The organism is Mesorhizobium sp. KR2-14, from assembly GCF_040049255.1.
Taxonomy (GTDB): Bacteria; Pseudomonadota; Alphaproteobacteria; order Rhizobiales; family Rhizobiaceae; genus Pseudaminobacter.
This window is the reverse complement of sequence record NZ_JBDZDR010000009.1, coordinates 57,076-83,216: the sequence shown is the minus strand read 5'-3', so window position 1 is coordinate 83,216 and position 26,141 is coordinate 57,076. Positions and strand designations below refer to the sequence as shown.

24 protein-coding genes are annotated in these 26,141 nt (G+C 65.3%); 14 read left to right on the top strand and 10 right to left on the bottom strand.

Annotation, left to right across the window (positions count from 1 at the left end):
• Positions 1-71 precede the first annotated feature (71 nt).
• From ABLE86_RS19725 to puuE, 4 genes are read right to left on the bottom strand one after another with little or no spacing between them, the layout of a single operon-like run.
• Complete coding sequence (locus ABLE86_RS19725) at positions 72-665, bottom strand: nucleoside deaminase (RefSeq protein ID WP_348780692.1); 594 nt, start codon at positions 663-665, stop codon at positions 72-74.
• On the bottom strand, positions 662-1,171 hold the full coding sequence (locus ABLE86_RS19720; RefSeq protein WP_348780691.1) for an ureidoglycolate lyase: 510 nt from the start codon (positions 1,169-1,171) through the stop codon (positions 662-664). The genes ABLE86_RS19725 and ABLE86_RS19720 overlap by 4 nt, the downstream gene beginning before the upstream one ends.
• A gap of 13 nt (positions 1,172-1,184) precedes the next feature.
• Complete coding sequence (locus ABLE86_RS19715; protein WP_348780690.1) at positions 1,185-2,012, bottom strand: bifunctional allantoicase/(S)-ureidoglycine aminohydrolase; 828 nt, start codon at positions 2,010-2,012, stop codon at positions 1,185-1,187.
• A 12-nt stretch (positions 2,013-2,024) separates the two neighbouring features.
• Positions 2,025-3,458, bottom strand: a complete 1,434-nt coding sequence (puuE, locus tag ABLE86_RS19710) for an allantoinase PuuE (protein WP_348780689.1) — start codon at positions 3,456-3,458, stop codon at positions 2,025-2,027.
• A 182-nt stretch (positions 3,459-3,640) separates the two neighbouring features.
• Here puuE and uraH point away from each other — a divergent pair, with 182 nt between their 5' ends.
• The 5 genes from uraH to ABLE86_RS19685 all read left to right on the top strand — a co-directional run bounded on the left by uraH (position 3,641) and on the right by ABLE86_RS19685 (position 9,830).
• The gene (uraH, locus tag ABLE86_RS19705; RefSeq protein ID WP_348780688.1) at positions 3,641-4,006 is read left to right on the top strand and encodes a hydroxyisourate hydrolase; all 366 of its coding nucleotides are present in this window, start codon (positions 3,641-3,643) and stop codon (positions 4,004-4,006) included.
• Positions 4,006-5,484 carry a xanthine dehydrogenase small subunit gene (xdhA, locus tag ABLE86_RS19700; protein WP_348780687.1) on the top strand — a complete coding sequence of 493 codons (1,479 nt, stop codon included), beginning with the start codon at positions 4,006-4,008 and terminating at the stop codon, positions 5,482-5,484. The genes uraH and xdhA overlap by 1 nt, the downstream gene beginning before the upstream one ends.
• A 10-nt stretch (positions 5,485-5,494) precedes the next feature.
• A complete protein-coding gene (gene xdhB, locus ABLE86_RS19695) occupies positions 5,495-7,849 on the top strand; it encodes a xanthine dehydrogenase molybdopterin binding subunit (RefSeq protein WP_348780686.1) in 2,355 nt (784 codons plus the stop codon).
• A complete protein-coding gene (gene xdhC, locus ABLE86_RS19690) occupies positions 7,846-8,727 on the top strand; it encodes a xanthine dehydrogenase accessory protein XdhC (protein ID WP_348780685.1) in 882 nt (293 codons plus the stop codon). The genes xdhB and xdhC overlap by 4 nt, the downstream gene beginning before the upstream one ends.
• Before the next feature lie 164 nt (positions 8,728-8,891).
• Complete coding sequence (locus ABLE86_RS19685; protein ID WP_348780684.1) at positions 8,892-9,830, top strand: hypothetical protein; 939 nt, start codon at positions 8,892-8,894, stop codon at positions 9,828-9,830.
• A gap of 7 nt (positions 9,831-9,837) precedes the next feature.
• On the opposite strand, the gene ABLE86_RS19680 is transcribed toward ABLE86_RS19685, so the two are convergent.
• Positions 9,838-10,758, bottom strand: a complete 921-nt coding sequence (locus tag ABLE86_RS19680; protein WP_348780683.1) for a LysR family transcriptional regulator — start codon at positions 10,756-10,758, stop codon at positions 9,838-9,840.
• Between the two features lie 243 nt (positions 10,759-11,001).
• Here ABLE86_RS19680 and ABLE86_RS19675 point away from each other — a divergent pair, with 243 nt between their 5' ends.
• The 5 genes from ABLE86_RS19675 (at position 11,002) to ABLE86_RS19655 (ending at position 16,130) form a co-directional block, all read left to right on the top strand.
• The gene (locus ABLE86_RS19675; protein ID WP_348780682.1) at positions 11,002-12,234 is read left to right on the top strand and encodes a urate hydroxylase PuuD; all 1,233 of its coding nucleotides are present in this window, start codon (positions 11,002-11,004) and stop codon (positions 12,232-12,234) included.
• Positions 12,231-13,541, top strand: coding sequence for a guanine deaminase (gene guaD, locus ABLE86_RS19670; protein WP_348780681.1), 1,311 nt, complete (start codon positions 12,231-12,233; stop codon positions 13,539-13,541). The genes ABLE86_RS19675 and guaD overlap by 4 nt, the downstream gene beginning before the upstream one ends.
• Positions 13,542-13,568: 27 nt before the next feature.
• Entirely contained in the window at positions 13,569-14,282 is a 714-nt protein-coding gene (locus tag ABLE86_RS19665) for an aspartate/glutamate racemase family protein (protein ID WP_348780680.1), read from the top strand.
• A 67-nt stretch (positions 14,283-14,349) separates the two neighbouring features.
• Positions 14,350-14,850 carry a heme-degrading domain-containing protein gene (locus ABLE86_RS19660; protein WP_348780679.1) on the top strand — a complete coding sequence of 167 codons (501 nt, stop codon included), beginning with the start codon at positions 14,350-14,352 and terminating at the stop codon, positions 14,848-14,850.
• Positions 14,851-14,864: 14 nt separating this feature from the next.
• Positions 14,865-16,130: a glycerate kinase gene (locus ABLE86_RS19655; RefSeq protein WP_348780678.1), complete on the top strand. Its 1,266-nt coding sequence runs from the start codon at positions 14,865-14,867 to the stop codon at positions 16,128-16,130.
• 199 nt (positions 16,131-16,329) lie between these two features.
• Here the strand turns inward: ABLE86_RS19655 and ABLE86_RS19650 are convergent, their stop codons facing one another.
• From ABLE86_RS19650 to ABLE86_RS19630, 5 genes are all read right to left on the bottom strand, one after another.
• Complete coding sequence (locus ABLE86_RS19650; RefSeq protein WP_348780677.1) at positions 16,330-17,001, bottom strand: UdgX family uracil-DNA binding protein; 672 nt, start codon at positions 16,999-17,001, stop codon at positions 16,330-16,332.
• 74 nt (positions 17,002-17,075) lie between these two features.
• Complete coding sequence (locus ABLE86_RS19645; RefSeq protein ID WP_348780676.1) at positions 17,076-18,464, bottom strand: glutamine synthetase family protein; 1,389 nt, start codon at positions 18,462-18,464, stop codon at positions 17,076-17,078.
• Between the two features lie 91 nt (positions 18,465-18,555).
• Entirely contained in the window at positions 18,556-19,938 is a 1,383-nt protein-coding gene (locus ABLE86_RS19640) for an aspartate aminotransferase family protein (protein ID WP_348780675.1), read from the bottom strand.
• A 95-nt stretch (positions 19,939-20,033) separates the two neighbouring features.
• Positions 20,034-21,008 carry a WD40 repeat domain-containing protein gene (locus tag ABLE86_RS19635; RefSeq protein ID WP_348780674.1) on the bottom strand — a complete coding sequence of 325 codons (975 nt, stop codon included), beginning with the start codon at positions 21,006-21,008 and terminating at the stop codon, positions 20,034-20,036.
• Between the two features lie 156 nt (positions 21,009-21,164).
• Positions 21,165-22,238, bottom strand: coding sequence for a GTP-binding protein (locus ABLE86_RS19630; RefSeq protein WP_348780673.1), 1,074 nt, complete (start codon positions 22,236-22,238; stop codon positions 21,165-21,167).
• Positions 22,239-22,497: 259 nt separating this feature from the next.
• Between ABLE86_RS19630 and ABLE86_RS19625 the strand changes: the two genes are divergently transcribed.
• The 4 genes from ABLE86_RS19625 (at position 22,498) to ABLE86_RS19610 (ending at position 26,105) form a co-directional block, all read left to right on the top strand.
• Complete coding sequence (locus tag ABLE86_RS19625; protein ID WP_348780672.1) at positions 22,498-22,980, top strand: MarR family transcriptional regulator; 483 nt, start codon at positions 22,498-22,500, stop codon at positions 22,978-22,980.
• 151 nt (positions 22,981-23,131) lie between these two features.
• Positions 23,132-24,025: a DMT family transporter gene (locus ABLE86_RS19620; protein ID WP_348780768.1), complete on the top strand. Its 894-nt coding sequence runs from the start codon at positions 23,132-23,134 to the stop codon at positions 24,023-24,025.
• A 74-nt stretch (positions 24,026-24,099) separates the two neighbouring features.
• Positions 24,100-25,122: a LacI family DNA-binding transcriptional regulator gene (locus ABLE86_RS19615; protein WP_348780767.1), complete on the top strand. Its 1,023-nt coding sequence runs from the start codon at positions 24,100-24,102 to the stop codon at positions 25,120-25,122.
• Complete coding sequence (locus ABLE86_RS19610; protein WP_348780671.1) at positions 25,119-26,105, top strand: 2-hydroxyacid dehydrogenase; 987 nt, start codon at positions 25,119-25,121, stop codon at positions 26,103-26,105. Before ABLE86_RS19615 ends, ABLE86_RS19610 begins: the two co-directional genes overlap by 4 nt.
• The last annotated feature ends 36 nt before the right edge of the window (positions 26,106-26,141 follow it).

The window sequence follows — 26,141 nt, the reverse complement described above, 5'->3', positions numbered from 1 at the left end:
AGTGCGATGCATGGTGGAGATAGACGGCGATGTTCATGAGCCAGTCAACGGAGTTGGGTGGTCAATTTACGTCAATTCAACGGAATGTCGTTGTCGGCCTTGCCGGACTGGTAGGAGTTCGAAAGCTCGTCGTAGCGCTCTGCTATTCTCTCGACGCGCGCTTCCAAAGGTGCGCGTTCGGCCTCGGGCAGTTCGCGAACCAGGCGGCGCAGCGAATAGCTTTTCCAGTAGGCGTTCTCGGCATTGTAGCCGCCGGGATCGAGGGTGAAGACTTCCTTCAGGATCTTCAGATCGTGCGGGATGGCAAAGCTGTCGCGCGAATCCTCGTGGCTGAACAGGTAGTAGAAATTGTCGAAGCCGGCCCAGGTGATGGCCGACAGGCACAGCGAGCAGGGCTCGTGGGTGGAGAGGAAGATGCAGTCCTTGGTGTCCGGCCGGTCGGCCTTGGGTATCTCGTAGAACCGCTTCAGGCAGTGGACCTCGCCGTGCCAGAGTGGGTTTTCCAGCTCGTTGTTGGTCTCGGCCAGAACCAGCGACAGGTCGGACTTGCGCAGGATCGCCGCGCCGAACAGCTTGTTGCCGTGGGCGACGCCTTCGGCGGTCTTGGGCACGATGTCGTTTTCGATGACGTCGAAGAGGCGGTTGATCAGCGAAGCGGTGCTCATGGCTGAAATCCTTCCGGCAGGACGACTTCGTAAGGCTCGGGGAAGAAAAACTCCTCGACATTGACCCCGTCGCCGGCGCGGTCGACTACGAGAAAATCCTGCGGCTCGCCGATCGGCGTCAGCACGCCGTGCCAGAGGTCGCGCGGATAGTTCACGCCCTGGCCAGGGCGGGTGACGAAGGCGTGCGGCGTGCCGGGGCCTTCGGCCGTGTCGTGGCAGACGACCACCAGGAACGGGCGCGGCGTGAGCGGCACAAAAGCCTGGCTGCCGAAGGGATGGCGCTCGACCATGGTCAGCTTCAGCGGGAAGGCATAGGGCGTTCCCTTGAAGATGTTGAGGATGACACGGCTGTTGGGCCCCGCCGCCTCGGCGGTGGCGAGCGCGTGGTAGCGCTCGCAGCGGCCATCGTTGATCGGATAGTGGTGCGCGCCATCGGTCTCGATGACCTCGCCGAATTCGGCGAAGTTCTCGCGGGTGAGCGGCTGAGCGACGATGGTGCGGTTCACCTGCATCTCCGCCTCAGAACCCGCCCAGCTTGGCGTGCCGGTTGACGTCCTTGTAGAGCAGGTAGCGGAAGTCTCCGGGGCCGCCGGAATAGCAGGCCTGCGGGCAGAAGGCGCGCAGCCACATATAGTCGCCTGCCTGCACTTCCACCCAGTCCTGGTTGAGCCGGTACACCGCCTGGCCTTCCAGCACGTAGAGCCCATGCTCCATCACATGCGTTTCGGGGAAGGGGATGATACCGCCCGGCTTGAAGGTGACGATGGTGACATGCATGTCGTGGCGCAGGTCGGCAGGGTCGACGAAGCGGGTCGTTGCCCATTTCCCGTCCGTGTCGGGCATCGGGGTCGGGGCGATGTCGTTTTCGTTGGCGAAGATCGGATCCGGAACGTCGATGCCCTCGACATATTCATAGGCCTTGCGGATCCAGTGGAAGCGGGCGGCGGCCGCGCTATCGTTGCGCAGGGTCCAGCCGCTGGCAGGCGGCAGGAAGGCATAGCCGCCCGGCGTCAGGCGGTGGGCGGCACCGTCCACGGTCACCGTGATCTCGCCTTCCACCACGAACAGCACGCCCTCGGCGTCGGCATCGGGCTCCGGCTGGTTGCTGCCGCCGCCCGGCTGCACTTCCATGACATATTGCGAGAAGGTTTCGGCAAAGCCCGAGAGCGGACGCGCGATGATCCAGCACCGGGTCTTGTCCCAGAACGGCAGGTAGCTGGCGACGATGTCGCTGAACTCGCGCCGGGGGATAACCGCATAGGCTTCCGTAAAGACGGCGCGGTCGGTGATGAGGTCCGTCTGCGGCGGCAGACCTCCGGTGGGAGCGTAATAGGTGCGGCCGGCCATTGCTGATTTCCTTTAGAGCGGCAGGATGTCCCTGAGCCTCAAGAGCGCGATGCGCTCCACCTGGGCGCAGGCGGTGTTGAACTCGGTTTCGCGGTCGTTGTCGATGCGCGTCTGGAAGGCAGCAAGGATCTCGTCCTTGGTGCGGCCCTTGACGGCGATGATGAAGGGGAAGCCGAACTTTTCGACATAGGCGCTGTTCAGCTGCGTGAACTTCTCGCGCTCGGCGTCGGTCAGGGCGTCGAGGCCGGCGGAGGCCTGTTCCTTGGTCGACTCGGCCGTCAGGCGCCTGGCCTGCGCCAGCTTGCCGGCAAGATCGGGGTGGGCGGTGAGCACGCCGAGGCGCTCGGCCTCGCTGGACGAGCGGAAGATGCGACAGAGCGCATTGTACAGGCCGCCGGCGCTGTCATGCGCGGGGCCGAGCTCCAGCCTGAAGGCGCGCTCGGCGATCCACGGCGAATGCTCGAAAATGCCGCCGAATTTTTCGACGAACCCCTTCTCGCCCATGCGCGAGGGGCGAAGCGCGGCCGGCTTGTAGTGGTGGTGTTCGCGCCAGTGGTTGGCGATGTCGATGCGGCGCGGCAGCCACACCTTGTCGTGACTCTTCACATAGTCGATGAAGCGCTGGAGCGCCGCGGCGCGGCCCGGCCGGCCGATCAGGCGGCAGTGCAGGCCGATGCTCATCATGCCGCCGCGCCCGGCCTTGCCCTCGGCATAAAGCGTGTCGAAGGCGTCCTTCAGATAGGCGAAGAACTGGTCGCCCGAGTTGAAGCCCTGCGCGGTGGCAAAGCGCATGTCGTTGGCGTCGAGCGTGTAGGGGATGACGAGCTGGGGCGGGATGGGGTTGCCATGGCCGTCATGGTCGAGCCAGTAGGGCAGGTCGTCGTCATAGGTGTCGGAAATCCAGGCGAACCCGCCTTCGGCAGCGGCGATGCGCACCGAATAGGCCGAGGTGCGGCCGAGATAGAGGCCGGTCGGCCGTTCGCCCACGACTTCCTTGTGCAGGCGGATGGCTTCCATCAGATCGGCGCGCTCGGTCTCTTCCTCATGGTCGCGATAGTCGATCCAGCGCAGGCCGTGCGAAGCGATCTCCCAGCCGGCTTCCTGCATCGCCGCGACCTGGTCGGGCGAGCGGGCAAGGGCGGTGGCGACGCCATAGACTGTGACCGGCACGTCGGCTTGCGTGAACATGCGGTGCAGCCGCCAGAAGCCGGCGCGGGAGCCGTATTCGTAGATGGATTCCATGTTCCAGTGGCGCTTGCCGGGCCAGGGCGCGGCGCCCACCACTTCGGAGAGGAAGGCTTCAGAGGCGGCGTCGCCGTGGAGAATGCAGTTCTCACCGCCTTCCTCGTAGTTGACGACGAATTGCACCGCGACATGGGCGTCCCCCGGCCATTTCGGGTCCGGTGGGTTGGCACCATAGCCGCGCATGTCTCTTACGTAGCGCATCTTCCCTCTACCTCCGGTCGCTGCGACCCTATATTTGCACAATATCAAAGGGGTTTTGCGATATTCCCCTCAAAAAAATTGAAAGTCTTTTTGTGGCGTTCCACTTCACGGGGTCTTATGCATGTCCTTAAATTGGCGCACAACAGACCATTCGTGTTCAAGTACCGGAGGAGGCAGGCCGAATGTCGACAGCTCAAGGCGGGCGGCTCACGACCCATGTTCTCGATACGGCCTCGGGGCGGCCGGCCGATGGCCTCAGGCTGTCGCTCTATCGCATTGACGGCGAGACCCGGACACTGATCAAGACCGTGAACACCAATCTGGACGGCCGCTGCGATGCGCCGCTTCTGGAGGGCGACAATTTCCATCTCGGCCAGTACGAGATCGTCTTCCACGCCGGCGATTACCTGCGTTCGCGCGGGGTGAACCTGACGGAGCCGCCCTTCCTCGACCAGGTGCCCATCCGCTTCGGCATTGCCGAGCACAGGCACTACCATGTGCCGCTGCTGCTCTCGCCCTACGGCTATTCGACCTATCGGGGGAGCTGATGGCGACCGCAATCCGCAACGAAATCCGCTTCCTGCTCAATGGCCGGGAGGTGACCGTCCGCGATGTGGCTCCGGACGCCACGCTTCTTGACTGGCTGCGGCTTGACCGCTCGCTGCGCGGCAGCAAGGAAGGTTGCGCCGAAGGCGACTGCGGCGCCTGCACGGTGCTGGTGGGCAAGCTGACGGCGGGCGGGCTCGTCTATGAAGGCGTGAATGCCTGCATCCGTTTCGTCGGCTCGCTGGATGGCTGCCATGTCGTGACCATCGAGCATCTGCGCGGCACCGGCGGCGATCTGCACCCGGTGCAGAAGGCGATGATCGATTTCCATGGCTCGCAATGCGGCTTCTGCACGCCGGGCTTCGTGATGTCGCTTTATGCGCTGTGGATGCGGGACGCCGACCCGTCCGACGCGGCGATCGAGAAGGCGTTGCAGGGCAATCTGTGCCGCTGCACCGGCTATGAGGCGATCATGCGCGCGGCGCGCGCGATCTCCGACTACGGCAAGGCGGCGAGCGACCCGCTGGCGGTGGAGCGCGCGGCCGTGACCGCAAAGCTAGCCGCGTTGCGAGACGACGCGCGCGTCGAGATCGGATCGGACAAGGCGCGCCTGATCGTGCCGGCTGATGTCGACGACCTTGCCGCCGTGCTGGAGGCCGAGCCCAATGCAACCATCGTCGCCGGCTCGACCGACGTGGGGCTGTGGGTGACGAAATTCATGCGCGAGATCTCGCCGGTGGTCTTCATCGGCCATCTGGAAGGTCTGCGCGGGATTTCGGAGAAGGACGGCGTCATCACCATCGGCGCGGGCGTGACCTATAGCGAGGCGTTCGACGTGCTCAGCCAGCACATCCCGGCGATCGGCGCGCTGATCGACCGCATCGGCGGCGAGCAGGTGCGCAACATGGGCACCATCGGCGGCAACATAGCCAACGGCTCGCCAATCGGCGACACGCCGCCGCCCTTCATCGCGCTGGGCGCGACGTTGATCCTGCGCAAGGGTGCGGCGCGCCGTACCATCCCGCTCGAAGATTTCTTCATCGCCTATGGCAAGCAGGACCGGCAGCCGGGCGAGTTCGTGGAGGCGGTGCATATTCCGGTGCCGGCAAAGGGCGACCATTTTGCCGCCTATAAGATCACCAAGCGGCGCGACGAAGACATCACCGCCGCATTGGGCGCCTTCCACCTGAGGCTCACCGCCGACGGCAGGGTGGGTTCCATCCGTATCGCCTATGGCGGCATGGCGGCGACGCCGAAGCGCGCCAGGGCGGTCGAGGCAGCGCTGCTCGGCAAGCCGTGGACGGAAGCGACGGTGGAAGCAGCCCTCGAGGCCTATTCGGAAGACTTCACGCCGCTGACTGACATGCGCGCCAGTGCCGAATACCGTATGCTTGCAGCCCGCAATCTGCTGCGGCGCTTCTTTGCCGAGACCCAGGGCGGCAGCGAGCCGATCCAGGTTTCGCGGCATCAGGCTGCGTGAGGAGACGGCCATGAACAAGCATTCCGCAGTCGACCTCAAGGCCGAAAAGATCATCGGCGGCGTCCACACGGACCAGCGCCACGATTCCGCGCACAAGCATGTCACCGGCACGGCCATCTACATCGACGACATGCCGGAGCCGGCCGGCACGCTGCATGGCTATCTCGGCCTGTCGAGCGTGACCCACGGCGCCATCCGGTCGATGGACCTTTCGGCGGCACGCGAAGCGCCCGGCGTGGTCGACGTGCTGACGGCCGCCGACATTCCCGGCGTGAACGACATCAGCCCCAGCGGCCGCAACGACGAGCCGGTGCTGGCCGAAGGCAAGGTGCAGTTCCACGGCCAGCCGATCTTCCTCGTCGTGGCCGAAACGCGCGAGCAGGCGCGGCGCGCCTGCCGGCTGGCCAAGGTCGAATATGACGAACTGCCCTTCGTGATCGATGTCGGCGGGCTCGACCCGGCCAAAGACAAGCTTGTCACCCCGCCGCTGACGCTGAAGCGCGGCGACGCGGCCGAGGCGATCGCCAAGGCACCGCGCCGCATCAAGGGCCAGATGCGCGTGGGCGGGCAGGACCATTTCTATCTCGAAGGCCATATCGCGCTGGCCATCCCCGGCGAGGATCAGGACGTCACCGTCTATTCCTCCACCCAGCACCCGAGCGAGGTGCAGCACATGGTGGCGCATGCGCTGGGCACATCCTCGCATTCGGTGACCGTGGAAGTGCGGCGCATGGGCGGCGGCTTCGGCGGCAAGGAGACGCAGTCCAACCAGTTCGCCGCGCTGGCGGCAGTGGCGGCCAAGCGGCTGGGCCGCGCGGTCAAGCTCCGGCCCGACCGCGACGACGACATGACCGCGACCGGCAAGCGCCACGACTTCCTGATCGACTACGAGGTCGGCTTCGACGACGACGGCAACATCCACGGCGTGGACTACACCTTCGCGGCGCGGTGCGGATTCTCCTCCGACCTTTCGGGGCCGGTGACCGATCGCGCGCTGTTCCACTGCGACAACGCCTATTACTACCCGGCGGTGCATGCGCAGTCGGCGCCGCTCTACACCAACACCGTGTCGAACACCGCGTTTCGCGGCTTCGGCGGCCCGCAGGGCATGGTGGGCGCCGAGCGCGTGATCGACGAGGTGGCCTTTGCGGTGGGCAAGGACCCGCTGGAAATCCGCAAGATCAATTTCTACGGCGACAAGGCGAGCGACCGCAGCCTGACGCCTTACCACCAGCGGGTGGAGGATAACATCATCCACCGCATCGTCGCCGAGCTGGAGGAGAGCGCCGACTATGCCGGCCGCCGGCGCGAGATCGAGGCCTTGAACAAGACCAGCCGCTTCATCAAGCGGGGCATTGCGCTGACGCCCGTGAAGTTCGGCATTTCCTTCACCGCCACCCAGTTCAACCAGGCCGGCGCGCTGGTGCATGTCTATACCGACGGCTCGGTGCACCTGAACCATGGCGGCACCGAAATGGGGCAGGGGCTCTATGTGAAGGTCGCCCAGGTGGTGGCCGAAGAGTTCCAGATCGACATCGACAAGGTGAAGATCACCGCCACCACCACGGGCAAGGTGCCCAACACCTCGGCGACCGCCGCTTCCTCGGGCGCAGACCTCAACGGCATGGCGGCCAGGAACGCCGCGCATCAGATCAAGGACCGGCTGATTGCCTTCGCCAGCCACGCGCATCAGGTGCCGGCCGACCAGATCGTGTTCCTGCCCAACCGAGTTCGCATCGGCAATGAGGAGATCTCCTTCGCCGAGTTGGTCAAGCAGGCCTACAATGCGCGCGTCCAGCTTTCTGCGGCTGGCTTCTACAAGACGCCGAAGATCCACTGGGACCGCGACAAGGGGCAGGGGCATCCCTTCTATTATTTCGCCTATGGCGCTGCCGCCGCGGAAGTGTCGGTCGACACGCTGACCGGCGAATATGTGGTCGAGCGGGCCGACATCCTGCACGAGACCGGGCGCTCGCTGAACCGCGTGCTCGACCTCGGCCAGATCGAGGGCGGCTTCATCCAGGGCATGGGCTGGCTGACGACGGAAGAGCTGGTCTGGGACGACAAGGGCCGCCTGCGCACGCATGCTCCCTCGACCTACAAGATCCCGCTCGCCTCCGACCGGCCCAAGATCTTCAATGTGACGCTTGCCGACTGGCCGGAAAACCATGAGCCGACTATCTACCGCTCCAAGGCGGTGGGCGAGCCGCCCTTCATGCTGGGCATGTCGGTGCTGCATGCGCTTTCGGATGCGGTGGCAAGCGTGGCCGACCACAAGGTCTGCCCGCGTCTCGATGCACCCGCCACGCCCGAGCGGGTGCTGATGGCAATCGAACGGCTGAGAGCTGAAACGGCAAGGCAGTGACACGCAACGCTGAACGTCTTCGTTGCTTCCTCGACACGGCGCAAGCCGCCGCGCTGGTCGAGGTGACGGAGGCGAAGGGCTCGACGCCGCGCGAGACCGGCACGAGGATGCTGGTTTCGCCGCAGGCCATTTTCGGCACCATCGGCGGCGGCCAGCTCGAATTCATGGCCATCGACCGGGCGCGGCAGATGCTGGCCGGTTCTTCGCCTTCCGCGCCGCGCGCCGACCTCTCCCGCGAAGGGGTTACCCTCGACATTCCGCTCGGGCCGGAAATTGGCCAGTGCTGCGGCGGCCGCGTGGGCCTGACGATCCGGCCCGTCGAGGAGGCCCTTCGCGCCGAACTGATCGCGCAGGCGAAAGCCGATGACGCGGCCAGCCCGCATGTCTATGTCTTCGGCGGCGGCCATGTCGGCCACGCCATGGCGGCGGCTTTTGCGTTGCTGCCGGTGCAGGCGGTGGTGGTGGAAACCCGCGCCGACGCGCTGGAGGGCATGCCGGATGCGGTGGAGACGCGGCTGACGCCGGTGCCGGAGGAGATGGTGCGCGAGGCACCCGCCGGCTCCGCCTTCGTGGTGCTGACCCACGACCATGCGCTGGACTTTCTTATCGTGGCCGAGGCGCTGAAGCGCGAGGATGCCGCCTATGTCGGGATGATCGGCTCCAGGACCAAGAAGGCCACGTTCAAGAGCTGGTTCATCAAGACGGCAGGCGGCACCGAGGAAACCTTTGCCCGGCTCGTCACGCCCATCGGCGGCGACGCGGTGAAGGACAAGCGACCGGCGGTGATCGCCGCACTCGCGGCGGCGGAAATCATGACGGCGCTGGTAGCCCACGGCACGGACTCCAGCCAGGCCCATCAGGGCGTGTCGGCCGGCTGAACCCCGAACGAGCAAGTTCTGCGCCTCCTCCGTTCGCAGGATATGCGGTGGAAGCGTTTCTGCTAGCGTCGCGTGGCAAGCCAGATCATGCACATGCACGCGGCGGAGCCTTCTGAGGCTTGACCGCGCCCTGTCTTGCTGCGACCGATGGAGGGGAGGACAGCATGCGGGGCATTTTCCGACACACTCTTTCCGCTTTACTCTGCGCGGGGCTCGCGTCCACGCCGCTAGCCTATGGGGCTCTTGGCGCCTCCGGCGACGAGGCACTCGCGGTGCCGGCAGCCGCTGGCGACAGTCAGGACAACATCCTTCTGGCGGCCAACAGCAGCCTCTCAAACCTCAAGATCGGCAAGGCCGGCCAGTTGAGGATCATCCAGAACAACACCTTCGGCGGGATCGAGGTGACCGGCCTGGAGATTGCCAAGAACAATGTGCCGATTGCCGGCAACGGCAATTTCCTCAGCGGCGGCAGCATCTGCCAGATGTGGACCTCCAACCTCGGCCAGCTCAACGACGCCTTCAAGTACCTGGTTCGATCGACGGTCAACCCGAGAATGGGCGGCTTCACCATCCGCTCCGACGCGCGGCCACGGCTGACGGGAAACTGCGGCGCGCGCGCCGAAATCCTGACGGCCTGCGACAATGCGGTGAAGATACGCGTGGCGCTGCCCGGAAACCGGTTCCTGTTCCATGTCACGACGCCGTCGCCCATTGGCAGCTGGGCGGACCCTGAATTCTCGGTCGACTTCGATCTTGAAGCGCGCACGCAGATCTCCATTCCGAAGACCGTCACGAGCCCCATGGGCGTCGGCGGCACGACGATCATCGTCTCGAACATCAGGCTGGATGCGCAAAACGTCAGCGGCAGCCTGGCGCTGGCGGTGCAGAAAGTTCACCAGTATTTCACCGGCAAGGACCTGACCCAGCAACTGACGCAGGATCGCCAGTTCAATTTCGCCGGGCTCCAGACGCAGGTGGCCAATCTCAACCCCTGGCTCAAGAAGATCCCGCCGGACTATCGCATCGAATCCTGCATCAACGGCAATGTGCTGAGGCTGAATGCCGTCAACGGGCCGGAAGCGCCGGGGCCGATCGTGAGGTGAGGCCGCTCTACCGGCCTGCCAGCGTCTCGCGGATCAGGCGCTGGCAACGCTCGGCCATGAAGTCGAGCAGCAGGCGCACCTTGGGGTCCTGCAGGTTCTTGTGCGGATAGACGGCGGCGAGCTGGATGGGCACCGGCGGCGTTTCCGGCAAAAGCACCTTCAGCCGGCCATCGCGAATGAAGGGCTCGACCTCGAAGCGCGGCTTGTTGACGATGCCGCGCCCGGCCAGCGCCCAGCCGGTCAGCACGTCGCCATCGTCGGAATCGAAGGGGCCGCGCACCTCGAACTTGACCGAGCCGCGAGGCGTCGACAGCGTCCAGTAGAACTCGCGCATGCCGGGATAGCGCAGCAGCAGGCAGTCGTGCTTCCTGTCGACCAGTTCCTGCGGCTGCTTCGGCTCGCCGTGCCTCTCGAGATAGGCGGGCGCGGCCACCAGTACGCGCTCGCATTCCATGATGCCGCGCATCCTGAGGCTCGAATCCTCGAGGAGGCCCAGCCGGAAGCCGACGTCGATGCCTTCCTTCATGATGTCCACGTTATGATCGGACAGCCGCAGCCGCACCTCGATGTCGGGATATTTGTCGTGGAAATCGGGTATGCCCGAGGCGATAAGCCGACGCCCGAGACCGAGCGGGGCGGTGACGCGTATGGTGCCGCGCGGCTGGCCGGAAAGGGCGCTGACGGCGGCTTCCGCCTCGGTGATGGCTTCCAGCACCTTCTTGGCGCCCTTGTAGAACACGCTGCCTTGCTCGGTGGGCATGAGTTGGCGCGTGGTGCGGTTGAACAGCCGCACGCCCAGGTGCTTTTCCAGTTCCTTGATGCGGTTCGAGGCGACGGCCGGCGAAATGCGCATGTCGCGCCCGGCGGCCGACAGGTTGCCGAGTTCGACGACACGGACAAAAACGGCGAGATTGTCGAGATAGGCCATTCTGAGAGGGCATTCCGTAAGCTGAAACCGATGCAGTGAGGCTAATATTTTTTAGTTTTTTTTGAAAGTCATCGAATGGCTGGGCTCTTTCCGTTTGCCGGCGAGGCCGTAAAGTCGGAACCCTGCAAGAGCATCGGACCAAAAACTGGACTACGGTTTTCGGAATGTTCCGATCCTCATCCGAAATGCTAGATCGTCCCTTGTGCGTCCGAGCGGACGCAGGGCGATCTAAGAGGGGCGTCAATGAACGACTACGCAGTTTTGTGGGACTGGTTGAGCTTCGGCATGCGCTGGACGCATGTCATCACCGCGATCGCGTGGATCGGCTCATCCTTCTATTTCGTCGCGCTGGACCTGAGCCTGCGCCAGCGGCCGGGCCTGCCAAAGGGAGCCTTCGGCGAGGAGTGGCAGGTGCATGGCGGCGGCTTCTACCACATCCAGAAATATCTGGTGGCGCCGGAGCAGATGCCCGAGCACCTGACCTGGTTCAAATGGGAATCCTATTTCACCTGGATGACCGGCTTCGCGATGCTCGCCATCGTCTACTATGCGGGCGCGGACCTGTTCCTGATCGACCGCAACGTGCTGGACGTCTCCGTGCCCGTCGCCATCCTGATCTCGCTCGCCTGCCTGGCTGGAGGCTGGATCGTCTATGACCTTCTGTGCCGCTGGCTGATCGGCAAGGCCGACACCGGCCTGATGGTCCTGCTCTACGTCATCCTGGTGTTCATCTCCTGGGGGCTGACGCATCTGTTCACCGGCCGGGCCGCCTTCGTGCATCTGGGCGCGATTACCGCCACAATCATGTCGGCCAACGTCTTCATGGTCATCATCCCCAACCAGAAGATCGTGGTGGCCGACCTGATCGCCGGCCGCAAGCCCGACCCGAAATACGGGAAGATCGCCAAGCAGCGCTCCCTGCACAACAACTACCTGACGCTGCCGGTGCTGTTCCTGATGCTGTCGAACCACTATCCGCTGGCGTTCGGCACCGAGTTCAACTGGGTCATCGCCTCGCTGGTGTTCATGATGGGCGTGCTGATCCGCCACTACTTCAACACCCGACACGCCGGCAAGGGCAACCCGACCTGGACCTGGCTTGCCACGGCGATCCTGTTCGTCATCGTCATGTGGCTGTCGACCGTGCCGAAGGTGCTGACGGGCGACGAACAGAAGATGTCGGCCGGCGAGCAGGCGCTTGTCGCCTCGGCGCATTTCCCGGCCGTGCGCGACACAGTGCTCGGCCGCTGCTCCATGTGCCATATGGCCGAGCCGGTGTATGAGGGCGTCTACCAGGCGCCAAAGGGCGTGGCGCTCGATACGGACGAGGCGATTGCCAGCCACGCCCGGGAGATCTATCTGCAGGCCGGACGCAGCCATGCCATGCCGCCCGGCAATGTCACCGAGATCACGCCGCAGGAGCGGCAGCTGCTGGTCGGCTGGTTTGAAGAAGCAGGAAAGAAGACGCAGCAATGACCGAAACCCTCCTTCGCGGCCGCACGCTGAGCTTTCTGCGCTGGCCCGATGCGATCGACGACCATGGCGCCTATGCCTATGAGGAAGACGGCGGCGTGCTGATGCGCGACGGCAGGATCGTCGCGACCGGCGCCTATGCCGAGGTCGAGCGCAAGGCCGCCGCGGACGCGAAGAGGATAGACCACCGGCCGCACCTCATCCTGCCCGGCTTTGTCGATGCGCATGTGCATTTCCCGCAGCTGCAGGTGATTGCCTCCTATGGTGCGGAACTGCTGGGCTGGCTGAACACCTACACCTTCCCCGAGGAGACGAAATTCCGCGACGCGCAATATGGCCGCCGCGTGGCGCGGCTGTTCCTGGACGAGATGGTGCGCCACGGCACCACCACGGTGGCCGCCTATTGCTCGGTGCACAAGCAGTCGGCTGAGGCCTTCTTCGAGGAAAGCCATGCGCGCAACATGCTCAACATCGCCGGCAAGGTGATGATGGACCGCAACGCGCCGGAAGGCGTGCTCGACACGCCGCAATCCGGCTATGACGACACCAAGGCGCTGATCGGCCAGTGGCACGGCAAGGGCCGCCAGCACTATGCGATTACGCCGCGCTTCGCCATCACCTCCTCGCCCGAGCAGATGGAGATGGCGAAGGCGCTGGCAGCCGAGTTCCCCGACCTGCACATCCAGACGCATCTTTCGGAAAACCACGCCGAGATCGAATTCACGCAGCAGCTTTATCCCTGGGCGAAGGACTATACCGACATCTACGAGCATTACGGCCTGCTGGGGTCCAAGACGCTGCTCGGCCACTGCATCCATTTGTCGGAGCGCGAGGCGGATGCACTGTCGGACACCGGGTCGGTGGCGGTCTTTTGTCCTACCTCCAACCTGTTCCTCGGCTCGGGCCTGTTCGACTACCAGCGCTATCGCAGGCGGGAAAAGCCGATCAGGATCGCGACCGCCACCGATGTCGGCGGCGGCACCAGCTATTCGATGCTGCGCACCATGGACGAGGGCTACAAGGTGATCGCGCTCAACGGCGAGAAGCTGAACCCCTTCGCCTCCTTCTGGCAGATGACGCTCGGCAATGCGCGGGCGCTGTCGCTGGAGGATCGCGTCGGCACGCTGGAGCCGGGAACCGACGCCGATATCGTGGTGCTGGATTCGCGCGCCACGCCGCTGATGCGGCTGCGCATGGAGAGCATCGAAAGCCTCGCCGAGGAGCTTTTCCTGCTGCAGACCGTGGGCGACGACCGCGCCGTGAGCGAGGTTTATGTTGCGGGCCGGTCCGCGAAGGGCGATATGGCCTAGCGGAAGTGGCGCAAGCGGGGGGCAATCATGACCGGACAGTCCAGGCTCATCGGCATGGTGGGCGGCATGAGCTGGGAATCGAGCGCCATATACTATCGGCTGCTCAACCAGGGGGCGGGCGCACGGCTTGGCGGACACCATAATGCCCGGTCGCTTCTGTATACTCTCGACTTCGACGAGATTAACCGCATGGCCGCTCTCGGCCGTTGGGACGTCGTCGCCGAAAGAGTGAGCGATGCGGCGCGGTGGCTGGAAAGGGCCGGCGCCGATCTGGTGATGCTAACCGCCGTGTCGGCGCACCGTGTATTCGAGGAAGTACAAACGGCCGTCTCCGTGCCCCTGCTGCATGTCGGCGATCCAACCGCGAAAAGCATCAAGGCCAGGGGTCTTTCGCGCGTCGGCCTGCTCGGAACACGCTATACGATGGAACAGGAATTCCTTTCCGGACGGCTGAGGGGCCACGGCCTCGAAGTGCTTACGCCGAGCGCCGAACAGCGCGAGAGACTGCATCGCATCATCATCGATGAACTGACGCTCGGCAAAGTCGAGGATGCGTCGCGGGCTACGCTGCTTGAGATGACCGCGGATCTGGAGGCGCGCGGCGCGCAGGCCTTCATCCTGGGCTGCACGGAACTGCCGCTGCTGGTGGGCACCGGGGACTATCCTCTCCCGGCCTTCGACGCGACCGAGTTGCACGTCGAGGCGGCGCTGGACATCGCCTTGGCCGATGTGCTGGGCTGATACATCCAAAGCCTGACCGTGTCGCCACGGTCGGACCAGGCCAGCCAGAACATCGGGAGGGACGCAAATGGCCGGTGACATCGAACGCATCAAGAGGCAGGAGGCGGAACTCGTCTTCGACCGCTTCGACGAAACCGTGGCCTTCGAGATCGGCTCGGCCATCCGCGAGCGGGCGCTCGCCGAAAATCTGCCGATTGTCATCGACATACGCCTGTGGGACCGGGCGCTGTTTTACGCCGCATTGCCGGGCTCGACCGCCATCAACGCCAACTGGGCGCGGCGCAAGATCAATGTGGTGAGGATGTTCCTGAAAAGCACCTACCGCATGGTTCTGGAGCAGGATCGCCCCGATCGCACCTTCAAGGTGGGCGAGGGGCTGGACCCGGCCGACTATGTGCTGGCGGGCGGCGGCTTCCCCATCCGCGTCGCCAATGCCGGCGTGGTCGGCGTGATCGCCGTGTCAGGCCTGCCCGAACGCCAGGACCACGAGGTGATCGTGGCAGCGCTTTGCGCGCATCTGGGACTGGACGCGGGGGCGCTGGCCCTGTCGGCCGCCGCAGCCAACTGAGAAGGAGCGGCGGCATGGCCGAACTCGATGCCAAGCGTTTCCTGACCTCGATCTTCGACGCGGCCGTGGCCGCGGCCGACCCGGAGAAAACCATCCGCGCGTATCTGCCCGAGAAACCCAAGGGGCGCACGGTTGTGGTGGGTGCCGGCAAGGGCGCGGCGCAGATGGCGGCGGCGCTGGAAAAGGCCTGGGACGGGCCGCTGGAAGGCGTGGTGGTGACGCGATACGGCTACGGCGCGCCCTGCGAGCGGCTGCGGGTGCTGGAGGCTTCCCACCCGGTGCCGGACGCTGCCGGTTTGGAGGCAGCAAAGGCACTGACCGACCAGGTCTCGGGGCTGACTGCCGACGACCTCGTGATCGCGCTGGTTTGCGGCGGCGGCTCGGCCCTCTTGCCCGCGCCGCCCGCCGGCCTGACACTTGCCGACGAGATCGCCGTCAACGAGGCGCTGCTTGCCTCAGGCGCGCCGATCTCGGCCATGAACGCGGTGCGCAAGCATGTTTCCACCATCAAGGGCGGCAGGCTCGCGGCGGCTGCATATCCGGCCAAAGTGGTTTCGTTGATCGTTTCCGACATTCCCGGCGACAATCCGGCGCTGGTGGCCTCTGGGCCGACCGTGCCGGATGAAGCCACGCGTGCGCAGGCGCTGGAGATTATTGCCACCTACGGCATGAAACTGCCCGAAGCCGTGATGGCGCATCTGAATTCGCCCGAGGCCGACGCGCCACTTGCCGACGACGAGCGCTTCGCCCGCAACGAAGTGCGGGTGATTGCATCCGCGGCCGTGTCGCTGGAGGCAGCGGCCGCCGAAGCCAAGCGGCAGGGCGTCGAGGCCGTCATTCTCTCCGATTCCATCGAGGGTGAGGCGCGCGATGTCGGTTCGGTTCACGCCGCGCTGGCGCGGGAGGTGGCGACCCGAGACCGGCCATTCAGGAAGCCGGTTCTGATCCTTTCCGGCGGCGAAACGACCGTGACGCTGCGCGCGAAAGGCAAGGGCGGCCGCAACAGCGAATTCTTGCTGGCGTTTGCGCTGGGAATCGACGGCGTGCCGGGCATCAATGCGCTGGCAGCGGACACGGATGGCATCGATGGCTCGGAAGACAATGCCGGCGCCTTTGCCGACGGCACCAGCGTGGCACGCATGCGCGCGGGCGGTGCTGACGCCAAGGCCATGCTGGCAGGCAACAACGCCTGGACGGCGTTTCATTCGATCGGCGACCTTTTTGTTCCCGGCCCGACGGGCACGAATGTGAACGATTTTAGGGCAATATTGGTGCGATAAAGTAAGGGTTTTGCCAAGCCTGACCGGTGTTATTCCCCCACCCCTAACCCCTCCCCACAAGGGGGAGGGGGATGATTTGACCGCCGAGGCCATTCAGAACGGCTAAGATTAGCGGTGGTCCATTATGCAAAGTCCCCCTCCCCCTTGTGGGGAGGGGCTAGGGGTGGGGGTCATTTCTAGGCCGGATGAGCGGGCAAATTCATCCCATCATCCGCGCCACCGCCCGCATGTCCTCCAGAAACCGCGCCCGTTCGGCGCGTTTATCGACTTCCTCCGGCAGGCGCAGAATGAAGGAAGGGTGGACGGTTATGAAGACGCGCAGCCCGTCGTCTCGATCGACAACGCTGCCGCGCAACCTGGTCACAGACACCACCTCGCCGAGCAGCGCATGCGCGGCCGTGGCGCCGAGCGCGACCGCAAGCCTGGGCACGGTCAGCGCCAGTTCCTTCTCCAGCCACCAGCGGCAGGCGCGGATTTCGCCGGCGTTGGGCTTGCTGTGGATGCGTCGCTTGCCGCGCGGCTCGAATTTGAAATGCTTCACCGCATTGGTGACGTAGACCTTGGTACGGTCGATTTCGGCTTCGTCGAGGATGTCGTCGAGCAGCCTGCCTGCCGGGCCGACGAAGGGCCTGCCGGCAAGGTCTTCCTGGTCGCCCGGCTGTTCGCCGACGAATATTATGTCCGCATGTTCCGGACCTTCGCCGAAGACGGTCTGGGTCGCATTCTGCCAGAGTGGGCACCGCCGGCACGAACGCGCGGCGGCGCGGGCAATGGTGAGGGTGGGGTAGTCGGCCGTGTCCGGACGGACCGGCCGCTTCAGGCGGCTCCTGGCGCGGGTCCGCTCGCCATGCGGCGCGGGGTGTGTGGGCATCATCGCCTCCTGCAAAAACCCCTCGCGCGAGAAATGAGCGAGGGGCGCGCAGGTTCCGGCAAATGTGCCGCCGCTTACACCTCGTGCAGATAGAGGTGGTAGTCCAGTTCGCTCACCGTGCGGGCGACGCGAAAATACTCGGATTCCTTGATCGCCGTGAAGGTGCGGTGAAGGTCCTCGCCCAGCGCCTGCTTGAGGAAGGCGGAAGCCTTCGCCGCCTCGATGGCGCTGCGCCAGTCGGACGGCATCTTGCCATGCGCCCCGGTGTCCGCCTCGTAGCCATTGCCGGTGACCTCCAGGCCCGGATCGAGCTTCTCGTCCAGCCCCTTGGCGATGCCGGCCAGAACGGTGGCGGCGACGAGATAGGGATTGGCGTCGACGCCCGAGGGGCGGTGCTCGATGCGGCGGTTCTTCTTGTCGCCGGCCGGTACGCGCAGCGCTACCGACCGGTTGTTTACGCCCCATGTCGGCGCCACCGGCGCATAGGACTGCGACACGAACCGCCGCCAGGAATTGGCGTGCGGGGCAAACACCAGCATGGATTCGGCCATGGTGTCGGCAAGCCCGCCCAGCGCGTGAAGCAGCGTCGGCGACCATTGGCCATCGGTGGCCTCGGTGAAGACGTTTGTGCCGGCGTCGTCCTGCAGCGAGACATGGAGATGCATGCCGGAGCCGGCATATTTCTCGATGGGCTTGGCCATGAAGCAGGCGGTGACGCCGTGGCGGCGCGCCTGCGCGCGCACCAGGCGCTTCAGCATCACGAGATCGTCGGCCGCCCGCAGCACGTCCTTGCGATAGTGAAGCGTCAGCTCGTACTGGCCCGGCGCATATTCGGAAATCACGGTCTCGGCCGGAATCCCTTGTGCCTTCGCAGCGGCGTAGATGTCGGAGAACAGCGGCTCCATGCCGTGCAGATGGTCGACCGAATAGACCTCGGTCTTGCCGCTCCTGCGGCCATCCAGCACGGCGTTGGCCGGCTGCACGCGGCCTTCGGCGTCACGCTCGTTGGCAAGCAGGAAGAACTCCAGCTCGAAGGCGCCGGCCGGGTGCAGGCCCTTGGCGGCGAGCGCCTCCACCTGCCGCACCAGCGCAAGGCGCGGGTCGGACGTCATCGGTGCGCCGTCGAGGTGGAACATCGACATCAGCACCTGGCCGCGCGCTGGGCTGGTGCCATGGAGCGGCACCAGCGTGCCGGGAATGGGCCAGGCGCGCAGGTCGCCGTCGCCGGAATCCCAGATCAGGCCGGTTTCGTGCACGTCCTCGCCGGTGATGTCGAGGCCGAGGATGGAGATCGGCAGATGGCGGCCGCCCTCGTAGAGGCCCATAAGTTCGTGGCGGCGGATGATCTTGCCGCGGCCGACGCCGTTGGGGTCGGTGAGCACAATGTCGAAGGCTTCGATCTCGGGATGCGCGTCGAGGAAAGCCTGGGCTTCTTCGACGGTCGAGCCGGAAGGGGAAGTCATTGGGAAATACTCTGTTTTCGAGTCGCCATGGGCGATGATGCTGCGGTCAGTCATCCCCACGGCCGCCGGGCCCATGGGGATGCAGGAGAAATCACGCCACGAGATCTTTGGCGATGTCGTCGAAGGCGGCGATCAGCTTGTCGACCTGCTTCCTGGTCGTCACCGGCGAAACAAGCATCATGTTGTGGAATGGAGCGATCAGCACGCCGCGATTGACCAGCGCGACATGGATGGCCGCCTCCAGCTTCGGCGCATGGGCTTCCTCGGCCTCGGCTCCGTTCTTCAGCGGGCCGGGGGCGCAGATGAACTCGACGCGGGCGCCCACGCGCTGCACGTGCCAGGGCAGGTTGTGGCGCGCGATCGAGGCTTCCAGCCCGGCGGCAAGCCGGCCGGCCAGCTTTTCCATATGCCCGTAGTTTTCTTGGGTCATCACCTCTTCGAGGTTCGCGCGCATGGCGGCGAACTGCAGCGGGTTGGCCGAGAGCGTGGTGCCCATGCCGGAAAAACCGGCTTCGCGCGTGAGGTTGTAGGCGTTGTAGCGGCTCGCCACTTCCTCGCTCATGCCCCAGACGCTGGCCGGCACGCCGCCCGCCACCGGCTTGCCGAGCACGAACAGGTCGGGCTCGAGATTGTATCTGCGCGTGTAGCCGCCAGGGCCAGTGGAGATGGTGTGCGTTTCGTCGATGAGAAGCAGTGTGCCATGGCGGCGGGTAATGGCGCGCAGGCCCTCGTGGAAGCCGGGCTCGGGCAGCACCATGCAGCAATTGGTCAGCACCGGCTCGGTGATGACGCAGGCCACGTCGCCCTCGGCAAGGGCGGCCTCCAGCGCGGGAAGGTCGTTGAACTCGACGATTTGTGCGCTCTGGGTCAGGTCTCGGAACTCGCCGGCGAGCCCCGGCCGGTTGATCGGCTTGCCGTCCTTCAGCCGAACCATCGTCTCGTCGACCGAGCCGTGGTAGCAGCCGTTGAAGACGAGGATCTTGGGCCGGTTGGTGATGGCACGCGCCACCCGCAGCGCAAAGCGGTTGGCGTCGGTGGCGGTGGTGGCGATCTGCCAGTGCGGCAGGCCGAAGCGCGCGGCAAGCAGTTCGCCCAGCGGCAACACGTCCTCGCTGGGCAGCATGTAGGTCAGGCCGCGCTTGGCCTGGCGGCGGATGGCCTTGGCTACCGGCTCAGGCGAATGGCCGAACATCGAGCCGGTGTCGCCCAGGCAAAAATCGGCCAGCTTGTTGCCGTCGATGTCAGTGATGGTGGCGCCCTTGGCCTTCTCGACCAGGATGGGAAACGGGGTCGGCCAGTCGTTCATCCAGTGCATCGGCACGCCGTCGAGGAAGCCCTTGAGGCCATTGCCGACAGCCGCCTCGGATTTCGGCCGCGCCTCGCGGAATGCGGTTGCTTCGGTGGCGCGAATGGTTGCTATGCGCGCCAGACTGATGCCGCCCTGCGTGGTGGCCTTGTTCCCTGATGTCCGCAATTATTTCCTGCCCATTATCGTGGAGCAGAAGTTGTAGCGTCACGCCTGCATCCAGGCAATGGCGGGAAGTTGGGGCAGGGAGTGGGCAGAGTCGCTCAGCCCGCTATATCGATGACCCCGCAGTCGCCGGTCTCTGAGCCGAAGGCGATGCGGCGCTCGTCGTCGTCCCAGCTCATCGCGGTGATGGCGCCTTTGCCGGGGCGGCGCAGCAGCACCTCCTTCTGGTCGGCGAAGCGGGCGGCCAGGATCATGCCGTCATTGTAGCCGATGGCCACGATGTCCTCGCTGGGGTGGCAGGCCACGCAGGTGACGGCGGCGTTGCCGCGGGTGCCGAGCTCCAGCGGCGCCTTGCCCATCGGGCCGTCCTTGCCCTGGAACGGCCAGACGATTGCAGCCGGCGCGCCGGAGCTTGCCAGCCACTTGCCCTTGGCGCTCCAGGAAAGGCTCTTCACCTTCATCGGATAGCCGCTCATGCGCATGTGCTTGGCGTCGGAAAGCCTCCAGCCATGCAGGGCGTTTTCCTGCATCGTGGTGACGACATAGTTGCCGTCGGACGAGAAAGTGATGCCGGTGTGGGCGCCGGCCCATTCCAGTTCGGTCGGCTTGCCCTCTGTGGCCGGGAAATGCAGCGTCGCGCCATTGTAGCGGGCAACGCCGATGCGCATGCCCTTGGGCGCGAAGGCCAGGCCCTCGACCGAACGGGGATGGACGAAATCCTTTACCTTGCCGTCGGCGAAGCGCACGCTGGCAACCTTGCCGGTGGCATAGGCGACGGCGCCCTGCGGGCCGGCCGCCACGCTGGTGACCCACTTCCTGCCGACTTCGGCCAGGGTCTCGACCGCGTCGCCAGCGCCGAGCGCGCGGACCTTGCCGTCCTCGCCGCCGGTGATCAGCCGCGATCTGGCCGGATCGAAGGCGGTGGAAAGCAGCCCGTCGTGCAGTTCGGTCCATTTGTGGCCGTGGTCGAGCAGGTGGACGACGCCATCGGCCAGCGCGAAATGCGGCACGCCGCCGAGGAAGACGGCGGCGATGCAGTGGCCTTCGAGATCAAGCGGCGCGACTGTGGGCATGGGCTCTAGTGTCTTCCGTTGGATACTGCTGATCGGATCGATGCTGTCGAAAGCGTCCGTCGTCGGCGCGACGGGAGCCGATGACCGGGATTACTCGACCTTTCCAGCCTGGGCAAGAATGGGCGGGGCAGGCGCTCGAGCGCCTGCCGAGTGGGCTCACGCCGCCTGGCAGGCCTCGAAGCTGCGCTTCAGGCGCTCGGCGTCGAGCTGGCGGCCGATGAAGACGAGGCGGCTTTCGTGCTTTTCGTCGTCCTTCCAGGCGCGCTGGTGGTCGCCCTCGATGATCATGTGCACGCCCTGGATGACGTAGCGCTCCGGGTCGTCCTTGATGGCGATGATGCCCTTGAGGCGCAGGATATTCGGCCCCTCGAGCTGGGTGATCTTCTCGATCCAGGGAAAGAACTTCTTCGGGTCCATCTCGCCGGCGCGCAGCGATACCGACTGCACCGTCACGTCGTGGATGGGCGAGACATGACCATGGTGGTCGTGATCATGGTCATGGTCATGATCGTGATGATGGTGGTGATGGTCGTGGTCGCAATTCGGCCCGCACTCATGATCGTGGTCATGGTCGTGGGCGTCCAGGAAATCCGGATCGTTCTCGAGCACGCGCTTCAGGTCGAAGGCGCCGCGGTCGAGCACCGTTTCCAGCGGCACGCCGGCGCGGGTGGTGCGGTGGATGGCGGCGGCGGGGTTGATGGCGCGGATGGTGGCTTCCACCGCCCGCAGCTCGTCCTCGTCCACCAGGTCGGTCTTGTTGACCAGCACTACGTCGGCGAAGGCGATCTGGTCTTCCGCTTCGCGGCTGTCCTTCAGGCGCAGCGGCAGGTGCTTGGCGTCCACCAGCGCCACCACGGCGTCGAGCTTGGTCTTGGAGCGGACGTCCTCGTCCATGAAGAAGGTCTGCGCCACGGGCACGGGGTCGGCCAGGCCGGTGGTTTCCACCACGATGGCGTCGAAGCGGCCGGGGCGGCGCATGAGGCCTTCCACGACGCGGATCAGGTCGCCGCGCACCGTGCAGCACACGCAGCCATTGTTCATCTCGTAGATTTCCTCGTCGGATTCCACGATCAGGTCGTTGTCGATGCCGATCTCGCCGAATTCGTTGACGATGACGGCATAGCGCTTGCCGTGGTTTTCGGAGAGGATGCGGTTAAGCAGCGTGGTCTTGCCCGAGCCGAGATAGCCGGTGAGCACGGTTACGGGGATCTGCGTCTGTGCTTCGCTCATGATGTCCTCGATAGGATGGTTGGGCTCCATATAGGACGGCGGGGGCGCTTTTGCACGCACCAATCCGGGCAGGACTTTCGGCGAGGCGGGGCCATTGCGGCCTAGAATTTCGGACGCGCGCAAGCATGGCTGTTGGAGGATGCGGGCCGATCGACTACTTTCCTTTGTCATCCGACTGTTATTTGCATCTGGCATGAGCGCGTCGGGCCCGGTTGCCGGCAAAGGGCTGGCGGCATGGCGTCGAGCGGAGAGGTGACGAATGGCCAAGGCAGACAGAAGCGCGACCATGAACCACCTGCATTCGGCGGCGCGGCTGTCGCGAACCGCATTGGCCGCGCGCTTGCTGGAGCACGGCTTCTATGCCGGGCAGGACCAGATCATGCTGGCGCTCAACCTTGAGGACGGGCAGACGCCCGGCCAGCTGGCGACGCGGCTCGGTGTTCGCCCGCCCACCATCACCAAGACCATCAACCGGCTGCAGGTGCAGGGTTTTCTGGAAAAGCGCGCCTCCGAATCCGACGCGCGCCAGGCGCATGTGTTCCTGACCCAGAATGGGCGAGATACGATTCGCGCCATCGAGAAATCGGTGCGAAAGACCGAAAAGCAGGCGTTTCGTGGCTTCGACAAGAAGGAGCAGAAGTTGCTGGGCAAGCTTCTGCAGCGCGTGGAAGCCAATCTTTCCGGCACCGCCCTCGTGGTGCATGACGAAGCCGAGGAAACGGAAGAAAGCGCCGGGGCCTGAAGGCATCGCGCCTTTCGTCACCTGGACCACAGCTTTCGGCTTGCGCACCACGGTAAGGTGGCCGACAAGCGGTCGAAACAAATCACCAGACCGGCTGCGAATCGTGAGCAAGTCCACTGCCGCCAGCGAACAGGCGACCCCCACATCCGCAATCCTCCTGGTGTTCTGCGCGGGCTTCCTGTTTTCCTGTCTCGATTCCAGCGCAAAGTATCTGGTGCTGTCGGGCCTGCCCGCTACGTTCATTTCGTGGGTGCGCTTCGCGGTGCATGTGGTTCTGGTGCTGCTGCTGTTCCGCAGCTGGGCCAATCCGGCCATGTTCCGGGTGAAAAGCCTGCCGATGCAAGTGCTGCGCGGCGTGTTCCTGTTCGGCTCGACAATCTTCAACTTCGCAGCCCTGAGAACCCTGCAGCTTGCCGAGACCACGTCGATCTATTTCTTCGCGCCGATGGTCATCACCGCGCTGGCCGGGCCGCTGCTGGGCGAATGGGCCGGCTGGCGGCGCTGGATGGCCATCCTGGCCGGCTTCGTCGGCGTGCTGGTCATCACGCGGCCGGGCGTCGCCGCCTTCGAGATCGGCCATGTCTATGCCATCTGCTCGACGATCAGCTATTGCCTCTATGTCATCATGACCCGGCACATGGGCGCGACCGAGACGGCCGAGAGCCTGATCTTCTATTCGGCGCTGGCGCCGGCGGTGCTGATGCTTCCGGTCGGGCTCTACACCGCGGCTCTGCCGACCGACGCGTTCCAGTGGATGATCCTGCTCTTGCTGGGCTTCTTCGGCGGCTTCGGCCACTGGCTGCTGATCAAGGCCTACAAGCAGGCCACCGCCACGGCGCTGGCGCCCTATCCCTATCTGCAGATGGTGTGGATGATCGGCTTCGGCTACCTCGTGTTCGACCAGCTGCCGGACGGCTGGACGCTGGGCGGCGCCGGCATAATCGTGGCCAGCGGCTTCTACATCGTCCACCGTGAGCGCCAGCTTCGCCTGGGGCGCCGCACCGTGCCCATGGCTGAGGACGAGGACCTGGCAAAAAGGCTTTGATTTGCCCTGCCTGAATGTCGTATAGGCTTTTAAACTGTTTAAAAGCCATGCGCCCTGTGGGCCGGGAGGACGTGCTGGCACAGAAAATCAAGCTTTCGACCATTGCGGATGCCCTGGGCGTTTCGACGGCAACGGTTTCGCTCGCTCTGCGCGACAGCCCGCTGGTGGCCGATGCGACGCGCGAGCGCATCAAGGAACATGCCCGCGCCATCGGCTACATCTACAACCGCCGCGCGGCTTCGCTGCGCACGTCGCGGTCGGGCATCGTCGGGGTGGTGGTGCACGACATCATGAATCCGTTCTTCGCCGAAATCCTGAAGTCGATCGAAAGCGAGCTCGACCGCAGCCGCCAGACCTTCATCCTTTCCAACCATTATGACGACCTGGAAAAGCAGCGCACCTTCGTCGACACGCTGCTGCAGCTGGGCGCCGACGGGGTGATCATGTCGCCGGCGATCGGCACGCCGGCTGAGGACATCAGGATGGCGGAGGAGAACGGCCTGCCGGCGGTGCTGATCGCGCGCCGGGTGGAGGGCGCCAATGTGCCGGTGTTCCGGGGCGACGATGCCTATGGCACTGGGCTGGCCACCAACCATCTCATTTCTCTCGGCCACAAGCGCATCGCCATGATCGGCGGCACGGACCAGACCTCGACCGGGCGCGACCGCTACCAGGGCTACCTGAAGGCCATGCAGGCCGCGGGGCTGGAGCCCTCGGCATCCTGGCGCTTCCCCGGCCCGCGCACCAAGCAGGCCGGTTTCGAGGCGGCCGGGCAGTTCCTGGCGCTGCAGGATCGGCCGACCGCCGCCGTGTGCTGGAACGACCTCGTCGCCATCGGCCTGATGAACGGCATTGCGCGCGCCGGCCTGGTGCCGGGCGTGGACATTTCGGTGACCGGCTATGACGATCTCGAGGAAGCAGCCATCGCCACGCCGGCGCTGACCACGGTGTGGAACGGCCAGCGCGAAGTGGGCCGCCGCGCGGCAAGCGCGCTGCTGGACAAGCTGAATGGCCAGCCGGTGCGGCCGTCGCAGGAACTGATAAGGCCGGAGCTGCATGTCAGGCAGTCCACCGCCAAGCCCGTGGAGAGAAAATGAATCAACTGCATCCGTCCGTAACGGTCCTGGTGCCCGGCCGTCTGCACGAGCGCGCCGTGACGCGGGTCGATGGGGCCTTCAACATGGTGCGCATCGACAGGGTGGACCCGGCGCTGCTGACGCCGGAACTGAGGCGCGACGTGCGCGGCGTGGCCGCCAGCGGCTTCCTGGAGCCGCTCGACGCCGCCTTCATCGATGCGCTGCCCAACCTGGAGATCATCGCTTCCTTCGGCGTCGGCTATGACGCGGTGGACGCCGCCCACGCCGGAACCAGGGGCGTGATGGTGACCAACACGCCCGACGTGCTGACCGAGGAAGTGGCCGACACCGCGCTCGGCCTGCTCATCAACACGGTGCGCGAACTGCCCCGCGCCGAAGCCTATCTGCGCGCCGGGCGCTGGGCGCGCGAGGGCAACTATCCCTTCACGCCCGCGACATTGCGCGGCCGCCGCGCCGGCATCTTCGGCATGGGTCGGATCGGCATGGCGATCGCGCGGCGGCTGGAGGCGTTCGGCATCTCCATCGCCTACCACAACCGCCGCCCGGTCGAGGGGCTGGCCTATGAATATTATCCGAGCCTTGAGGAACTGGCAGGTGCGGTCGACACGCTGATCTCGGTGGTGCCGGGCGGCGCGGCGACGGAAAAGGTGGTGAATGCAAAGATCTTCAAGGCGCTCGGGCCCGACGGCGTGTTCATCAATATCGGTCGCGGCAGCACGGTGGACGAGGAGGCGCTGGTCGCGGCGCTCCGCGACGGCACCATCCATGCCGCCGGGCTGGATGTGTTCGTCGACGAACCGCAAGTGCCGCAGGCGCTGATCGACCTGCCCAATGCGGTGCTTCTGCCGCATGTCGGCTCGGCCTCGGTGCACACGCGCAACGCCATGGCCGATCTGGTGGCCGACAATCTGATCTCGTGGTTTTCCGAGCGCAAGCTGCTGACGCCGGTGTCCGAGACGGCGCATGTGAGCGCGAAGCCGTAGGCCGGATACAAGAATGCCCGCGAGGTTGAACCGCGC

Excerpts from the sequence above, each read along its gene's own strand:
- ABLE86_RS19725 (WP_348780692.1), bottom strand. The coding sequence starts at position 665 with ATGAGCACCGCTTCGCTGATCAACCGCCTCTTCGACGTCATCGAAAAC.
- ABLE86_RS19715 (WP_348780690.1), bottom strand. The coding sequence starts at position 2,012 with ATGGCCGGCCGCACCTATTACGCTCCCACCGGAGGTCTGCCGCCGCAG.
- puuE (WP_348780689.1), bottom strand. The coding sequence starts at position 3,458 with ATGCGCTACGTAAGAGACATGCGCGGCTATGGTGCCAACCCACCGGAC.
- uraH (WP_348780688.1), top strand. The coding sequence starts at position 3,641 with ATGTCGACAGCTCAAGGCGGGCGGCTCACGACCCATGTTCTCGATACG.
- xdhA (WP_348780687.1), top strand. The coding sequence starts at position 4,006 with ATGGCGACCGCAATCCGCAACGAAATCCGCTTCCTGCTCAATGGCCGG.
- xdhB (WP_348780686.1), top strand. The coding sequence starts at position 5,495 with ATGAACAAGCATTCCGCAGTCGACCTCAAGGCCGAAAAGATCATCGGC.
- ABLE86_RS19685 (WP_348780684.1), top strand. The coding sequence starts at position 8,892 with ATGCGGGGCATTTTCCGACACACTCTTTCCGCTTTACTCTGCGCGGGG.
- ABLE86_RS19680 (WP_348780683.1), bottom strand. The coding sequence starts at position 10,758 with ATGGCCTATCTCGACAATCTCGCCGTTTTTGTCCGTGTCGTCGAACTC.
- ABLE86_RS19675 (WP_348780682.1), top strand. The coding sequence starts at position 11,002 with ATGAACGACTACGCAGTTTTGTGGGACTGGTTGAGCTTCGGCATGCGC.
- guaD (WP_348780681.1), top strand. The coding sequence starts at position 12,231 with ATGACCGAAACCCTCCTTCGCGGCCGCACGCTGAGCTTTCTGCGCTGG.
- ABLE86_RS19665 (WP_348780680.1), top strand. The coding sequence starts at position 13,569 with ATGACCGGACAGTCCAGGCTCATCGGCATGGTGGGCGGCATGAGCTGG.
- ABLE86_RS19660 (WP_348780679.1), top strand. The coding sequence starts at position 14,350 with ATGGCCGGTGACATCGAACGCATCAAGAGGCAGGAGGCGGAACTCGTC.
- ABLE86_RS19655 (WP_348780678.1), top strand. The coding sequence starts at position 14,865 with ATGGCCGAACTCGATGCCAAGCGTTTCCTGACCTCGATCTTCGACGCG.
- ABLE86_RS19650 (WP_348780677.1), bottom strand. The coding sequence starts at position 17,001 with ATGCCCACACACCCCGCGCCGCATGGCGAGCGGACCCGCGCCAGGAGC.
- ABLE86_RS19645 (WP_348780676.1), bottom strand. The coding sequence starts at position 18,464 with ATGACTTCCCCTTCCGGCTCGACCGTCGAAGAAGCCCAGGCTTTCCTC.
- ABLE86_RS19635 (WP_348780674.1), bottom strand. The coding sequence starts at position 21,008 with ATGCCCACAGTCGCGCCGCTTGATCTCGAAGGCCACTGCATCGCCGCC.
- ABLE86_RS19630 (WP_348780673.1), bottom strand. The coding sequence starts at position 22,238 with ATGAGCGAAGCACAGACGCAGATCCCCGTAACCGTGCTCACCGGCTAT.
- ABLE86_RS19625 (WP_348780672.1), top strand. The coding sequence starts at position 22,498 with ATGGCCAAGGCAGACAGAAGCGCGACCATGAACCACCTGCATTCGGCG.
- ABLE86_RS19610 (WP_348780671.1), top strand. The coding sequence starts at position 25,119 with ATGAATCAACTGCATCCGTCCGTAACGGTCCTGGTGCCCGGCCGTCTG.